Origin of the sequence: Carboxylicivirga litoralis (assembly GCF_025499605.1) — a bacterium.
In the GTDB taxonomy this organism is placed as follows: Bacteria; Bacteroidota; Bacteroidia; order Bacteroidales; family Marinilabiliaceae; genus Carboxylicivirga; species Carboxylicivirga litoralis.
In genome coordinates, this window is sequence record NZ_JAFMVC010000018.1 from 48343 (window position 1) to 64630 (window position 16288).

Below are 16288 nucleotides of genomic sequence, written 5' to 3' on the forward strand. Positions count from 1 at the left end.
CGGTGGCTTTACCAAATAGTTGAATCATTTAAGGGAAAACTGATGTATTTAATGTAAACTTGTGCCCGAAGGGAAAAACATAATTTTTCTATATTTGTAGGCAATTAGACCATTGGGATGGCATTTGAATTAAAAAACTGGTATTTAGAGAAGAAACAGGGTGAAGTTATTCTGGAGTATAACGGAAGTATTACGCCAGACTTAATTTCAGAGGCTTTGCAATCCATTGAAAACAGTCTGAACATGAAGAATGAAAAGAATCGTGTTCGAAAGAAAGTTTACAATGTTTTTGTGGAGAGTCTTCAAAACCTATATCACCATGTTGACTTTCCGCCAGCATCCGCACCAGTTGAGCAAAGTAGTAATTTTGGAATTATTATTTTAAGCAAAGATGGCACCTTTTACCGTATCTCAACGGGCAATTTTGTGAAAAAGGAAAAATTAAATTATATTAAAGACCGAATTGACCAGGTAAACTCCCTGTCAGACGAAGAAGTTCGCTTGTTATACAGGGATATACTTAATAACGATGAGTTTTCAGAAAAAGGAGGGGGAGGCCTTGGAATGCTCGATATCGTTAGGAAAACAGGCAATAAATTAGAGTATTATTTTTATCAATTTGATGATGAATACATCTTTTTCTCGCTAGATGTATACATTAGTTAACCGTATAGCTACCAGTATGGAAACAATTATTCGTGAAGGAAGTCCAAAAACACCATTTGTAAGACTGGATGGGGAAAATGGAGTGGTTGAAATTAAGGGCCGTTCTATTCCCGAAAATTCTGTTGAGTTTTACAAGCCGATAATTGATTGGCTTGAGAAGTTTGGTGATGCACCTTCTGAAGAAACCAACGTCAACATCCAATTAGAGTATTTTAATACAAGTTCATCTAAATGTATTTTGGATATTTTTAAACGTCTTGAGCTGATTCATAAAAAAGGAAATCCGGTGGAGATTAATTGGTATTATGAAGAAGATGATGAGGATATGTTTGAGGCGGGTGAAGACTATCAGTCGATAATTAATATCCCTTTTAAAATGATTGAGATGGAAGAATAAAGTCTTTCTAATGATATTTTAAAGCTGGTAAGGATTAGTTCTTATCAGCTTTTTTTCTGTCTTTAAAATACCATTTAACCAAAGTGCGGAGTCGTAATAAATTAGGCAGCGCTCTGAAGTATAGCATAATAAATAAAATAATATTGATTACCCATATGACTATGGTATTGGCATAAAAGGTGCTCACGTGGGCGTTATTTACCTTTTTGCTAGGCGACAGAAAATGAGCCTTTAAAAAAGCTGGCTCCGGATCCTGGTAAATAGGGTCAATTTTTTGCCACAGCGCACCATTGTACTCAATTATTTTGTTGGAAAAGAAATTGTTTGAATTGGTTACAAAACGTTCCAGATCATCGTTGTGGTACTTCTTTTTAGCATCTATATAGGCAACTCTGCGTTCTTCGGTATTTGTGAGGTCTTTTATTTTTCCGTCCAGCTTAATATCCGCTTGGTTATATAGTGTTTTATAATACTCCTTTAAACGAAATAGATAGAAGTTAACCGAATCAATCTCGTGAGCTTTAACCGTTCTTGAAAGTTGGTAGGGTTGAGCTGAACGTTCTGGATATTGTTCAAAGTGCTTTTGTAGCTCTGCGTTAATCAAATCGACCGAATAATTGAGTTTTTGCTGATCTATAGCTTCGTTAAATTGAGTGTAGGCTTTCACTTTTGAAAGATGAATATTGAGTGCCGGTATCCAGAATTCTTTTCTGTATTTAGCCTGACTTTTTAGCTTTTCGTAACTGTAAAATTGTTTGTCGAAATCGTTCTCCATATACTGCGCAACGGCCAATGCTTCAAAAGCCCACCGCGCGGTAATTACTTCACCGTAGAATGGTATTTTTTCAGGGCTCGAAATGGAAGGATTCAAGCGATCAAAACTGATAAATACTCCACTTAAAATCAATTGTGGAATGATTAGAAATGGGATGATAATGTAAATGTTGACCGTCTTCTTAAAGGTATCTGATATATTGAGTCCTAATATATTGGCAAATACCGAACTGCTGAAAAGTATAAGCCAGTAATGCCAAAACAGGCCATTCAATTCAATAATGTAATTGCCAATGAGAACAAATAGTGCCGACTGAATGGCTGAAAGTCCTGAGAGTATAAAAAACTTTGAGCATAAATAACTCAGACGGCTCAGGTTAAGAAACGATTCTCGTTTTTGAATTTTTCGGTCACTGATAATTTCTTCGGCACTTACCGTCAAGCCCACAAACAATGCAATAATAACCGACATGATTATGTAAACAGTTATGTTCGGATTTTTTACAAAACTATATACCGAATCAGTGGCATTGTCCACGTCGTAGTAGCGAATAATGGAAGCAAGCAACAAAGCTAAAACAGGTGTCTCCAGCAGGTTAATCAACAGATATTGCCTGTTGGATAGTTTCGAAGCAATGTCGCGCTTCATAAAAATAAACAACTGTTTCAGTCGATTAGGTATTTGGAAGCTTATCTTTGGTAAAGTCGAACGTTCTGAAGCCGGAGGCTCGTGCGAATCCCACCCTTCGTGAAACAAATCGTACCATTCTTTCGGATCGACACGTCGCGTTTGTGTGAAGTTCCCATATTCATCCAATATTTGCGAATTAACGATGTTGAGGATTTGCTCCACATTAACATTACCACAGGTTGGACATTCACTTTCATCGCGGTTGGCATGGTTGATACAGGCCTTAAAATAATTGACACTTTCAACAGGATCGCCATTGTATATCAGGTAACCACCAGTATCTAAAACCAATAGCTGGTTAAACATTTTAAAAATGTCCGATGAAGGTTGGTGGATAACTACAAAAACCAGTTTGCCTCTGATTGATAGTTCTTTCAGTAGGTCGATAATGTTATCAGAATCGCGCGAAGAAAGTCCAGATGTTGGTTCATCGAGAAATAATATCGATGGTTCGCGAATTAATTCGAGGGCAATGTTTAGTCGTTTGCGTTGGCCGCCACTAATTTTCTTATTCAGCGGACTGCCTACTTTCATAAAACGAATTTCATAAAGTCCCAGAGAGCTGAGTAACTTCAAAACCTTTCGTTTTATCTGGTATTCAGGAAGGTTATCAAAACACAATTTGGCATTGTAATACAGGTTTTGATACACTGTTAAATCTTCCATCAGTAAATCGTCCTGTGCCACGTAACCAATTAAGCCTTTTGCTTGATCGATATTGTCATGAACATCAATATCGTTAAGATAAACCTGACCTTTGGTGGGAGTGTTAATACCGCTCAGCACATTCACTAAGGTGCTTTTTCCCGCGCCGCTGGATCCCATTATACCAACCAGTTTTCCCGATTTGGAGGCGAACGATGTTTTGTGCAGACCAATGGCTTTTTTACTGAAATGATATTCAACATTAACGCAACGAAAATCAATGGCATCATCTGTATTGTCACCAATGAACTGGCCAAAAACATCACTGTAAAAGATGGTGTCAATCAGTTTGTTTCGAAGGGAACTCCCCGGGTTGAGAATTTGAACACGGCCTTCGTTTATCAGCTGGCCATTCATGCTTAAATCCATATTACCTCTGAAGCGAAACGCAAAAAGATTGACTGATTTAAGGCGCACAACACGCAATTCACCTTTTAGGTTATCCCAATATAAGTGCCTGAAAGCTGCATTGTCGTGGTATGGTTTGTTATCCACAATAAGTACATTTCTCGAATCGGGTAATTCTGAAAAAGGACTTGTGATAAAGTTGTTGATTAAGTGGTATTCTTCTTCTGGAATATTAAAGGTTTGAGCAACTGTTTCGATAAACTCTCGCTCATATTCACTCATGCCAATATCAATGTTCAGAAATTCAGTTAGCTGAATCAGAACAATTAATTTTTGGTAATACGTTAAGGCTTCGTTGATTTCGGTAGCAATCTTAAGCACTTTAACCGAGCTGGCCGAATGTCTTTTTCGAAACTTACCCTTGTCGGATAAGCGTTGTTCATTTTCTTCGTGTAGGCGATCAAATAACTGAAGATATTCTTCTACTAATCGGTTGTTAAGTTGTTGGTTAAGAAAAGATTTGACAATGAATCGTCGCGACTTTATTTCAGTACGAGGAAATGCGATGAGCGCAAATAGTTGTATCAGGGCTTTTAAAATTTCCTCACTCATCCTACTTTATAAAATAACCTCCGCGAGGTTAGTATTTAACCAATTAACCAAGATGATTATGAAATTAATTCATCTCCTCTAAGCTTTTAAACCCAATCATTAGCATGGCTATTCCCGAGGTTGATTTTTCAGGGTTTAATCGGGCCTCTACAATGCATTCAACCGAACCTTCGATTTTGAAATCCCAGGTTCCAGCCGCTTCGTGATGCTCGTTTGAGAAGAGTAGATTGCGCTCTTTGTCGTAAATTGAAAATAAAATGTTGTTATCCTGATGGCTCGAAGCAACGACACGGTACATGCTGCCAGAGAAAAATGTTGTGTGAAATTCGGCAACTTCGGTTCCGGTTAAAAATGCTCTAAAAGGCTGGCCACTGGCTACAAATGGAGATTTGAGCTGGTTAATACAATTTGAAAATAAAACGTCTTCCTGTGAATTTAATTTTAATGGAGATACTAATGCTAATACAGCTAATAAAAATAAAACTACCGAACGCTTCATTGTATATATGCTTTTATTGAGATTTAACAGGTTCAAAATTTTCAGAAAGATATCTAAAAGTTGTCAATTATAACCGCTGTTGATGAAAAAAAATAAAAATAAAATAGTTTGGTCTTGATTATTGTTTAAAAATGACACTGTGACCATTGCTATGGTGCATTTAATTACTTATCTCATTGTTTAGTTAATATATTTTTGTCAACTATGCATTTAATAATTTAACACATAGCTGTTAATATAATTATGACGTACATGAAAATAACTAAATAAATGAGAATGAAGAAGAGAGTTTTATTGTTGCTGTTGGTTGTTCTTTCCATAGCCACAACAAATGCCCAATTAACTATTGAGGATGTTATTCATGGTGGTAAGACATTTTATAATTATTATCCACGGGCATTAAACGTTAATTTTAAAGGTGATGCCAATCAGTTGGTTATTCAACGTAACGATTCGGTGTTTGTGCAATCGTTTAATTCCGATGCTGAAACTTTCGCTTTTGACATTAAGTGGTTAAACGAGGTTTTAGAAAAAGAGGGGTATGGAGAATTAAGACGTCTGCCCAGATTAACCTGGGATTCAGCGACTCAATTTGCTTTTACAGGTAAAGATGGTTTTTATACAATTAATCAACCTAGTGGCAAAGTGGAGCTGTTTGTAGGACGTGATTCAAAGGGTGCTAATTTTGATTTAAACAAAAGGAGCAAAACAGTAGCTTATACTGTTGGTAATGATTTATACTTAAAAAGCGAAAATGATGAAACTGTTTTAGTTGCAGGTAATGAGGGTAATGATATCATTTTTGGACACACTGTTCATCGCAATGAGTTTGGTATCAATAAAGGTACTTTTTGGTCGCCTGATGGTTCTGCAATTGCTTTTTATCGCGAGGATAATTCGATGGTGAGTGATTATCCTTTAGTTAATGTGGAAGAACGTGTGGCCAAGGTAGAGAACATTAAATACCCCATGGCCGGAATGGCCAGCCACGAAGTAACGGTTGGTGTTTATAATGTGACCTCTAAAAAGACCATTTATTTAAAAACAGGAGCGCCTAAAGACCGCTTCTTTACCAATGTTTGCTGGACTCCGGATAATAAGTTTATTCTTATTGCTGAGCTTAACCGGGGGCAGAATCATATGCAATTGAAAAAGTATGATGCCGCTACTGGTGAGTACGTTTCTACCTTATTTGAGGAAAAAGATGATCGTTGGACAGAACCGCAGCATCCGGCTTTATTTATTCCGGGTAAGAATGGCGATTTTATTTGGCAAAGTCAGAAAGATGGGTTTAATCATTTATACATTTATTCTTCAAATGGTCAGTTGAAAAAACAATTAACCAAAGGTAATTGGGAAGTAACCAATGTACTAGGTTTTGACAAGGCCAATAAATTCATATTTATAGAGTCGACTAAAGAAGAAGCGTTGGAGCGTCATGTTTACAAGGTGAGTCTGGCATCGGGCAAAATGACTAGAGTAACAAGCGAAGCAGGTGTGCACCGTGTGAAAATTAGCAAAGATGGTCGCTATGCGTTAACGACTTTCTCGTCATTAAATGTGCCATCTAAAACAAAGCTGAACGATACTCGCGGAAAAACCATTCGTACATTACAAGTTGTTGAAAATCCGTATAAAGGCATTGAAACTGGTAAAGTGGAGTTGTTAAAGTTGAAGACGAAAGATGGTCAGTTTGATTTAAATGCCCGAATGGTATTGCCGGTTGATTTTGATGCAACAAAAAAGTATCCGGTTATTGTATATGTATATGGAGGCCCTCATTCTCAAATGGTTCAAAACCGCTGGTTAGGCGGTGTGCGCGGATGGCAGTTATATATGGCTCAAAAAGGCTATATCGCCTTTACACTGGATAACAGAGGAACCTCATACCGTGGAAAAGAGTTTGCCCAAGCTATTCACCGTCAATTGGGGCAACCAGAAGTAGAGGACCAAATGCAGGGCATTGAATACTTAAAGTCATTGTCGTACGTCGATGCAGAACGCATTGGTGTGCATGGTTGGAGTTATGGTGGTTTTATGACTGTTTCGATGATGACGCAACATCCTGAAGTGTTTAAGGTTGGAGCGGCTGGTGGGCCAGTTATCGATTGGAAATACTACGAAATTATGTATGGCGAGCGTTACATGGATATGCCAGATGAAAATCCGCAAGGCTATGAACAGGCTAATCTTAATCTAAAGGTTAAGGACTTGAAAGGTCGATTATTGGTGATTCATGGAGCAATTGACCCGGTGGTCGTTTGGCAACACAGTTTAACTTTTGCCCGCGAATGTGTGAAGAATCGAGTTCAAATTGACTATTTCGCCTATCCACGTCATGAACATAACGTGAGAGGAAAAGATCGCATCCATCTAATGGAAAAGGTGACGCGGTATTTCGATGATTTCTTATAGTAATCGTATTACTAAAAATAGTAAAAGCCTGGTAAGAGTATTCTTGCCAGGCTTTTTTAGTGTCAAGCAAAGAAAAGATTTTTCATCGCTTAAACAAATATTTTAGGAAGAATGTGGGTGTGATTGCAATTGTCATAAAATCAGTTTTCTATGTTGTTTTTTGAGGTGTTTGATAAAAGTCATTTATTAATATAATAACCAGGTATAGAGGGAGATGGGCTGTCTGTTATTGTGTGTAAAGTGAAAACATGTTATAGAACCATTGTTCTAACTAGGTTATTTACAGATAATATTCAATATTTGATGAAAATTTTCTTTAATGGTAAAATATGGAACTAAAACAAAAAGCACAGGCTGGTAGTTTTGAGTCAAGCGACATACTGGTTATGGTTGAACCTGTTGAAAAAGGAGCAGGTCGACTGATTGAACTCAAGTCCATTGTAATGCAGCAATTTGGTGAGGATTTACTAAAACAGATTCATGCTAATTTAGATAAGTTCGCGATTGCTGATGTTCGTTTAATTATCAACGATAAAGGTGCGTTGCCACCAACCGTTTCGGCTAGGTTAGAGACGGCATTAAAGAGAGCTGCCCAACTACAAACCGGAACCTTAAACTGATAAGAGATGCAAGTGAAACAAACAACATTTAAGCGGCGCACCATGCTTTACATTCCTGGCAACAACCCTGCTATGCTACAACAAGGGAGTGTTTATGGTGCCGATGGCGTTTTGCTCGATTTAGAAGATGCCGTTGCTTTAAATCAAAAAGATGCAGCGCGAATTTTAGTGTCGCACATGCTCCAATATATTTCTTACGAAGGCTGCGAAGTGACGGTTCGTGTCAATCATATTGATACACCATTTGGCTTAGAAGATTTAAAGCAGATTGTACCCTTACAGCCTGATGCGATTCGTTTGCCAAAGGTTGAAACTTTAGAGGAGATTGAACGCATTATCACCGTGATAGAGCGAATTGAAGACGAGCATCAGCTACCACACGACCAGATGAAAGTACATGTGATGATTGAAACGGCTCTGGGTGTGCAAAATGTTTACGACATCGCAAAATTTTCACCGCGTATTGATGCTATTTCCATTGGCGGACAGGATTTGGCAGCCGATATGCAATTGGTGAAAGCCAATGATGGCATTGGCATCGATTATGCCCGCAAGCAGATTGTGATGGCGGCCAAAGCCTGTAAAATTGATGTTTTCGATACTGTTTTCGTGGATGTGGAAAATGAAGACGGCTTGCGCGAAGAAGCCGAGTACATCAAAAAGCTTGGTTTTACGGGTAAAGCCATTATCAATCCGCGCCAAATTGAAATAGTTAACGAGGTATTTACACCTACTGAGCTGGAGATTCGGAAAGCAGCTAAAATCGTTAAAGCCTTTGAGCGCAATAAAGCTGAAGGTATTGGTGTGTTTGCTGTTGATGGTAAAATGGTTGATGCACCCGTTGTTCAACGTGCTTTACGTGTGTTGGAAATGGCTGATATTGATGTTGAATCACTTTAATTCTGACTATTGTGAAAAATAAAGTAAATATAGATATACCCGAGGAGCTGGCCGGAGTTGGAAAGCTCGAACCATTTGAAGGCTCATTTACCAAGCTTAAGAAAGGCTGGATGGAGGAAAAAACAGTGCCACCGCCTAACAAAGCTAAGATGCCACACTCCAACAAAATGTGTGAATCATTGCGTGAGGCCATCATAAAATCCAATCCAAAGGATGGTATGACAGTTTCGTTCCATCATCATTTGCGAGGGGGGGATAATTTAATTTGCGAATCGATTAAAATATTAGCCGAATTAGGCATTAAGGATATCACATTGGCAGCAAGTAGTTTGACAACTGCGCATGATCCTATTCTACCTTATTTTAAAGATGGAACCATAACGCAGATTTATGCCAGCGGTATCCGTGGCGAGTTGGGAAGAGCCATTGCCGAAGGTGTGTTACCAAAGCCTTTTGTAATTCACTCGCATGGAGGTCGTGTTCGAAGCGTTCATACGGGTAAAATTAAGATTGATTTAGCCATTTTGGCGGCATCGGCATCTGATATTGAGGGAAATGCCACAGGAGCCCATGGTAAGTCGGCTTTCGGTTCTATGGGCTATGCTGCTATTGATTCGTGGTATGCCAAACAAGTCATTGTGGTGACCGATAATATCGTGGATTACCCATGTGTACCACAGTCAATTACGCAAAACTACATTGATTATGTCGTTAAAGTGGATTCCATTGGTGACCCATCTAAGATTGCGGGAGGAACAACACGTATTACTAAAGCGCCAATGGATTTGCAAATTGCACGACTAGCTGCTGAGGTGATTGAACGCTCTGGCGAATTGAAAGAAGGTTTTAGTTTCCAGGTTGGAGCAGGAGGAGCTTCATTAGCTGTGGCCAAGTACATTCGGAAAATTATGAAGAAACGTGCTATTAAGGGCAGTTTCTTGTTAGGAGGCGTCACTTCATACGGTGTTGATATGCTTAATGAAGGATTGTTCAGCTCTATTTTCGATGTGCAGTCATTTGATGCAGCTGTGAGTTCTTCTTTAATGGAGAATCCATACCACATTGAAATTCCAGCCGGATTATATGCTAATCCATTTAATTGTGGTTGTATGACCAATAAGCTGGATATTGTTGTATTGGGAGCTTTGGAAATTGATACTAATTTTAATGTGAATGTGATAACTGGTTCTGAAGGGTATGTGCGTGGCGCATCAGGAGGACACAGCGACACTGCTTCTGGAGCTACTTTAACAGTGGTGGTTTGTCCATCGTTCCGAGGTCGAATTCCAATTGTGAAAAAGAAAGTGCACACCATTGTTACACCAGGTGAAAGTATTGATGTGCTGGTGACTGAACGTGGTATTTGTGTAAATCCTCAACGCCCTGAGTTGAAGGCTAACCTGGAAGCCGCTGGCATTAAAGTAAAAGATATAGAAGCTTTGGCCAACGAGGTGGAAGGTATTACTGGCTTAGCTAAACCAATTGAAACAACCGACCGAATAGTGGGCATTGTTGAGTACCGCGATGGAACTGTTATCGATGTTATTCGTCAAGTGAAAGAGTAATGGAACTATTGCAGGAAGCGGAAATATTTGCTCAACTTTTGAACGCCAGGGAAAAGCGACAAGATGACAAGTTGAAGATGATTGCTGATGGCTTTCATTTAGTGTCGTTGCAGCTCAATATCCCTGGTCTTCCGAAGTCAAATGCTCAACTTTTTGAATTTGTTAAGGAGGTTGATAAAGCTTTTCGCATTTTCCTATTGAGTCATCATCCGAATTGTAAATGGCAAACGAAACAGATTTTAAGCGATGTGGCTGGCGATGCTGTTCTCTATCTTTTTAAGCAGGAACAAATTGACAAAAATGATTTAAAAGCAATAACCGAGGCGTTTGAAGGCTATTTTAAATTGGGACGAATTGTTGATTTGGATGTATTGGCATCCGACGGTCATCCTGTTTCATCCGGAAAAGCAAAAGCCTGTTTTATCTGCCATTATGCTGCTGAAGAATGCAGAAAGACGAAGCGGCATACGATTGAAGAGGTGAGACAGGCCATGCTTGATGCTATAAATAAGTTTATAGAACAACAGAAGCAGGCAGATTTGGTGAATAAAGTGGCTTCTTATGCAATTAGTGGTCTTCTGCACGAAGTGGCTTTAAATCCCAAGCCGGGATTGGTTTGCCGGAATTCAGCCGGGGCTCATACCGATATGGATTTTATTAGCTTTATTAATTCAATAGCAGCCTTATCGCCGTATTTTATAGAGATTAACAACTTTGCATTGTCTTTTGATGGTGCTGATGTAGCTAAAGCATTACCACAAATCAGAACCATTGGCCTTAAAATGGAAGCGGCCATGTATGAGGCAACTGGTGATGTCAATACGCATAAGGGGGCTATTTTTCTGATGGCATTGGTTTGTTTTGCTGTTACCAGAGTTGTTAAAAAAAATGGGTGTTTAAAAATCAATGCGTTATCTTCTATTATTCAGCAAATAACGCGTGGTATGGTGCAAAAGGAATTGTGCCTGGTTGGCAATGATGCAGAATTAACTCATGGTCAGCAGTGTTTTAAGAAATACGGCTTACAGGCGGCCGGAGCCAGGGGAGAAGCAGAGCAGGGATTGCCAACTGTGCTTCACCACGCTTTACCATTGTTACAGGAGCGGATAAAAAAGCCATTTTCATCATATACAGATGTTGAATTAAATGAACTATTGGTGCCTGTTTTGCTGAAGGTTATGTCGCTTAATAACGATACAAATATTCTATTTCGCCACGATGTAAAGGTGCTGGAAGCGATAAAGCAAAAAGCTGGTCAGGCAAAAGTAGCGTGGGAGAGTGGTGATAAAGAACCTTATTATGACTTGGTGCAATGGTGTAATACTTCAAAAATATCGCCGGGTGGATCGGCGGATCTATTAGCATTAACTATAACTTTGTGTCATTGTAAGACTGAATTTGCTAAAAAATAGTTATGATTGAGAATTCAGATTTTAGAATTGAAGAGCCGGATTTGAGTAGTAAGTTTGATGTGGAGTTGATAAGGCGCTTTTTGTCTCCACTTGGATTTTATTTTGATGAATCAACTGTTGAGTACAGTGTGATTCTTTATACTTTAAATGATGATATTGTTGGTGTTGGTTCGTGTCAGGGGAAGATTTTGAAATATGTAGCAGTAGCTCCTCAGTTTCGCGAATCAGGTGCTTTTGCACATATTGTTACTCATCTGACAGAGCGCGTAATGAGTCAATATCAACAGGCTTTTGTATTTACCCGTCCTGATAATATCAGTCGTTTCGAAGGTATTGGCTATCGTCATATAGCTTCAGCACAGCCTTTAATTTCAGTTCTTGAATTTGGCTATCAGAGTATCGATGATTATAAACAATATTTGCAGTCGATAAAGTACGACAAACAAGCAGAGAAAGTGGCAGCCATCGTTATTAATGGGAATCCATATACTTTAGGGCACCAATATTTAATTGAGAAGGCATCAACGGAGAATGACTGGTTGTATGTTTTTGTTGTGCAGGCCGAAAAATCAACATTTTCGTTTAGCGATCGTTTTGAAATGATTCGTCTGGGAACGCAACATCTGTCGAATATTCAGCTTGTAAAGGGTGGTGAGTACATTGTTTCGTGCGCAACATTTCCCAATTATTTTCTGAAGAACGAAGCGCCCGACGCCATCACACAAAAACAAGCGGAGTTAGATATTGAGATTTTTAGTCAACATATAGCGCCTTTATTAGGAATTAATAAAAGATATGTTGGAACGGAAAACTACTGTGCAACTACTGCATTGTATAATAAGGCGATGAAAACCATTTTGCCAACGAAAGGTGTGGCGTTTTGTGAGGTGCAGCGATTAGAAACCGGGAAAAAGGACGGTGGTTTTATTAGTGCCAGCAAAGTGCGCGAGGCTATTAAGGCTCATCAGAGAAGTAAATTAGGTGAACTTCTGCCTGAAACAACCATTTTGTACCTAAAAGACAAATTAGATTTGGATACGGTTGAACAGCGCTTAAGGCATACTGCGGTAAGGCACTAAAAAAACCGCTTACGCGGTTTTTATTTTAGTATTATGCTATTTGTTCTTCTGAATCGAAAATATCAAAAACCTTATCGAGCTTCATGAGTTTTAATAAGCTCAATACTTCTGCTTTAATACAGCATAATTGAAAAGTACCACCGTTTTGGCGGGCCGTTTTTAATGCACTAATTAAAGTGCCAATGCCAGTACTATCAATAAAGCTAATGTTAGACAAGTTGAGTATCATTTTAGCACCTTGAGATGATAAAGCAGCTGTTAAATCAGCTTTTACTTCTGCGGCTACTGTAGCATTTAAACGATTGGTTTCTGCAAGTGAGCCATACTTTATACCATCTTGTTCTTTAACTTGTAGCATATTTTTTGGTTTATTTAATTCTCTAAAACCTCCTGTAGCTCAGATAATGCTGATTCACAGGTGTGGTTAAAATGGTTAATTAATTCTTTTACTGAGCTTTCATTTTTATTAGCCAACAACCATTCTTTCCGTTCATCAGAATAGCTATCAACACTTTTTTGTATTTGAACAGCTTCTTCGCTGTCAGCTTGCAAGCCGTCCAACTTCAAAAGTTTAGCAATCAATTCAAGATTCTTTAAATCCTTATTACCTAACTCTTCCATTCCCATTGACATCACCGATGATTTAGCTTTGTGAGCTACAGCAGCAATTTTACTCCAATCTTTAGAGGAAAGAGCTTCATCAAATCCGTCTTTAAATTCAGGAATCTGCTCAATAAAAATACTTATCAATTCTTTAATAAGGTCATAACTGCCATCTGTAATACTTTCCAGATAACCTAAGTCAATGTGCGAATATGGGTTTGGCATATGTATTATTAATTAATGATGCTCAAATTACAAATTATTTGGCAAAAGTAACTTTTTTAAACGAATTTATTTATTTGCATTCAAATGTCACAGTGACGAGGTGATATTAGTTAGCTTTTTAAGCCAATAATTATCATTTTTTGGCAGTTGAATATTTGTTTACATTTGTTCAATTGCTCACGGTAATATTTGTTACTGTACAACGAAGCAATAATTAACCGAAATAATAAAGATTAATAGCGTTATAAAATGAAAAGAACGGCCTTTTACAAGTTTCACGAGTCATTTGGAGCAAAGATTGTTTCCTTTGCAGGTTATGAAATGCCAATTGAATATTCAGGTATTAACAACGAACACATGACCGTGCGTAACGGTGTAGGTGTTTTTGATGTGTCGCACATGGGTGAGTTTTGGGTAAAAGGGCCTAAGGCTTTCGAATTGGTGCAAAAAGTTACTTCTAACGATGTAGCAGCTTTATCTGTTGGACAAGCGCAATATTCATGTTTTCCTAATGGTAAAGGTGGTATTGTTGACGATTTACTGGTATACAAATACGAAGAAGAGAAGTATTTATTGGTGGTAAATGCAGCTAATATTGATAAAGATTGGGCCTGGGTGAACGAGCAAAACACCATGGGTGCTGAGTTGGAAAATGCCAGTGATGCAATTTCTCAGTTAGCCATTCAGGGACCGAAAGCAGAGGCTGTTCTTCAGAAATTAACTGATATTGATTTATCATCAGTGCCATATTATACTTTTACTACAGGAGCCATTGCAGGTGCTGATGATGTGATTATTTCAAACACTGGTTATACTGGTTCAGGAGGCTTCGAGCTATACATGCACAATGCCGATGCTGAAAAAGTATGGGAGGAAATTTTTAAAGCTGGTGAAGAAGAAGGAATTCTTCCAATTGGTTTAGCTGCCCGTGATACTTTACGTTTAGAGAAGGGGTTCTGCCTATATGGTAACGATATTGATGACACAACTTCGTCGATTGAAGCTGGATTAGGTTGGATTACTAAATTCAATGACGGCAATAAATTCATTGATAGTGAATACTTGTTAAAGCAGAAAGAGGAAGGCGTTTCGAAACGTCTTAGAGGTTTTGTTTTGGAAGACAGAGGTATTCCACGTAAGGATTACGAAGTAGTGAATGCAAACGATGAAGTAATAGGTAGAGTTACATCTGGAACTATGTCGCCAATGCTTCAGAAAGGTATCGGTATGGCTTATATCAACAAAGGGTATACAAAGTTTGATACTGAAATCTTTATCAAAGTTCGTAACCGCAAGTTGAAAGCCAAAGTGGTTAAAATACCTTTTGTATAATCTTGGTATAAGAAAAACTAATAAATATCGAACAAAAATGTGATAATTATCATGTTTTTGTTCCTCGTTTGAGTGTCGAAGTTAGAGTGTTGATATTTGGTGACTTAACAATTGAAGTTCATCCGTGTGAATAAAGAATACCATCAAATTTAGATAACTACTGCTTTTAATTTGTAAGCTATATTTTATCTGATTTTGTGTGCTTTGCACTAGATATTTCATAATTTTATACACTCAAAACATTAATCAAACAAACTAAAGTTAATTAGCAGTATTTAAATTTTTAATAAAATGAAGATTCACAACTTTTCAGCAGGACCATCAATTTTGCCTGAGTCAACAATTAAAAACTCGGCAGAGGCCGTTTTAAATTTTGCCGGAACTGGCTTGTCTTTGTTAGAGGTTTCGCACCGTAGCAAAGAGTTTGTTGCTGTTATGGACGAAGCAACAGCTCTATTTAAAGAATTGTTGGACATTCCTGCAGGATACGAAGTGGTTTTCGTAGGTGGTGGTGCAAGTACACAATTCTGTATGGTTCCTTACAACTTAATGAAATCAAAAGCAGCTTACCTTAACACCGGTACATGGGCAAATAAAGCTTTAAAAGAAGCTAAAGGTTTTGGTGAGGTTGTAGAGGTTGCATCATCTAAAGATTCAATTTACAACCATATTCCCAAAGGATATGACATTCCTGCTGATGCAGATTATTTCCACATCACAACCAATAATACTATATATGGTACTGAAATCAAGAAAGATCTTGATGTAAATGTACCTTTAGTAGCTGATATGTCTTCGGATATTTTCTCTCGTCCGGTTGATATTTCAAAGTATACTTTAATTTATGGTGGTGCGCAGAAGAACTTAGCACCTGCAGGTGTTACTTTCGCTATTGTTAAAGAAGATGCTTTAGGAAAAGTTGATCGTCACATTCCAACAATGTTGAACTATAAAACTCACATCGATGGTGGTTCAATGTTTAATACACCTCCGGTATTCCCGGTGTACTCAGCTCTTCAGACTTTGAAGTGGTTGAAAGAAATGGGTGGTGTGGCTGCAATGGAAAAAATCAACATTGAAAAAGCAGCTGTTCTTTACGATGAAATCGATCGTAACCGTTTATTCAAAGCTCCAGTAGCTGATTTAGAAGATCGCTCATTAATGAATATTTGCTTCATCATGAACGATGAATACAAAGAGCTAGAGAAAGAGTTCTTCGATTTCGCTACAGCACGAGGTATGAGCGGCATAAAAGGTCACCGTTCTGTTGGTGGATTCCGTGCTTCTACATACAACGCAATGCCTAAGTCAAGCATCCAGGCATTAGCTGATGCTATGAAGGAATTTGAAGCTAAGCATTAGAAAAAAGTTTGTTAGTTAAGAGTCAGAAGGCAGTAGTTAAATTGTAGCTGCCAAATTCTGATGATAAAATATAAGTAGGCCCT

Annotated in this window: 14 protein-coding genes; 10 read left to right on the top strand and 4 right to left on the bottom strand. The window is 38.2% G+C overall.

The genetic code is table 11. The features are described from left to right. Positions 1 to 117 precede the first annotated feature (117 nt). Both J1N10_RS15380 and J1N10_RS15385 read left to right on the top strand, forming a co-directional pair. Positions 118 to 666: a SiaB family protein kinase gene (locus J1N10_RS15380; protein ID WP_262327616.1), complete on the top strand. Its 549-nt coding sequence runs from the start codon at positions 118 to 120 to the stop codon at positions 664 to 666. A gap of 16 nt (positions 667 to 682) precedes the next feature. Beyond that, complete coding sequence (locus J1N10_RS15385; RefSeq protein ID WP_262327617.1) at positions 683 to 1063, top strand: DUF1987 domain-containing protein; 381 nt, start codon at positions 683 to 685, stop codon at positions 1061 to 1063. Between the two features lie 34 nt (positions 1064 to 1097). On the opposite strand, the gene J1N10_RS15390 is transcribed toward J1N10_RS15385, so the two are convergent. Next, positions 1098 to 4193, bottom strand: coding sequence for an ATP-binding cassette domain-containing protein (locus tag J1N10_RS15390; protein ID WP_262327618.1), 3096 nt, complete (start codon positions 4191 to 4193; stop codon positions 1098 to 1100). Positions 4194 to 4257: 64 nt separating this feature from the next. Beyond that, positions 4258 to 4692, bottom strand: a complete 435-nt coding sequence (locus J1N10_RS15395) for a hypothetical protein (RefSeq protein ID WP_262327619.1) — start codon at positions 4690 to 4692, stop codon at positions 4258 to 4260. Between the two features lie 276 nt (positions 4693 to 4968). Between J1N10_RS15395 and J1N10_RS15400 the strand changes: the two genes are divergently transcribed. The 6 genes from J1N10_RS15400 to citC all read left to right on the top strand — a co-directional run bounded on the left by J1N10_RS15400 (position 4969) and on the right by citC (position 12683). Further along, entirely contained in the window at positions 4969 to 7107 is a 2139-nt protein-coding gene (locus J1N10_RS15400) for a S9 family peptidase (RefSeq protein ID WP_262327620.1), read from the top strand. Between the two features lie 329 nt (positions 7108 to 7436). Next, positions 7437 to 7727 (top strand): citrate lyase acyl carrier protein, encoded by a 291-nt coding sequence (citD, locus tag J1N10_RS15405; RefSeq protein WP_262327621.1) that lies wholly within the window; start codon positions 7437 to 7439, stop codon positions 7725 to 7727. 6 nt (positions 7728 to 7733) lie between these two features. After that, positions 7734 to 8627: an HpcH/HpaI aldolase/citrate lyase family protein gene (locus tag J1N10_RS15410; protein WP_262327622.1), complete on the top strand. Its 894-nt coding sequence runs from the start codon at positions 7734 to 7736 to the stop codon at positions 8625 to 8627. Positions 8628 to 8638: 11 nt separating this feature from the next. Continuing rightward, positions 8639 to 10192: a citrate lyase subunit alpha gene (gene citF, locus J1N10_RS15415; protein WP_262327623.1), complete on the top strand. Its 1554-nt coding sequence runs from the start codon at positions 8639 to 8641 to the stop codon at positions 10190 to 10192. Further along, positions 10192 to 11604, top strand: a complete 1413-nt coding sequence (locus J1N10_RS15420) for a triphosphoribosyl-dephospho-CoA synthase (RefSeq protein ID WP_262327624.1) — start codon at positions 10192 to 10194, stop codon at positions 11602 to 11604. The genes citF and J1N10_RS15420 overlap by 1 nt, the downstream gene beginning before the upstream one ends. Positions 11605 to 11606: 2 nt before the next feature. Beyond that, positions 11607 to 12683: a [citrate (pro-3S)-lyase] ligase gene (gene citC, locus J1N10_RS15425; RefSeq protein ID WP_262327625.1), complete on the top strand. Its 1077-nt coding sequence runs from the start codon at positions 11607 to 11609 to the stop codon at positions 12681 to 12683. Between the two features lie 31 nt (positions 12684 to 12714). Here the strand turns inward: citC and J1N10_RS15430 are convergent, their stop codons facing one another. Further along, positions 12715 to 13041: an STAS domain-containing protein gene (locus J1N10_RS15430; RefSeq protein WP_262327626.1), complete on the bottom strand. Its 327-nt coding sequence runs from the start codon at positions 13039 to 13041 to the stop codon at positions 12715 to 12717. A gap of 14 nt (positions 13042 to 13055) precedes the next feature. Next, positions 13056 to 13511, bottom strand: coding sequence for an Hpt domain-containing protein (locus J1N10_RS15435; protein WP_262327627.1), 456 nt, complete (start codon positions 13509 to 13511; stop codon positions 13056 to 13058). Positions 13512 to 13760: 249 nt separating this feature from the next. On the opposite strand from J1N10_RS15435, the gene gcvT reads away from it, so the two are divergent. Continuing rightward, on the top strand, positions 13761 to 14843 hold the full coding sequence (gene gcvT, locus J1N10_RS15440; RefSeq protein WP_262327628.1) for a glycine cleavage system aminomethyltransferase GcvT: 1083 nt from the start codon (positions 13761 to 13763) through the stop codon (positions 14841 to 14843). Between the two features lie 291 nt (positions 14844 to 15134). Next, positions 15135 to 16205, top strand: a complete 1071-nt coding sequence (serC, locus tag J1N10_RS15445; protein ID WP_262327629.1) for a 3-phosphoserine/phosphohydroxythreonine transaminase — start codon at positions 15135 to 15137, stop codon at positions 16203 to 16205. Positions 16206 to 16288: the final 83 nt, after the last annotated feature.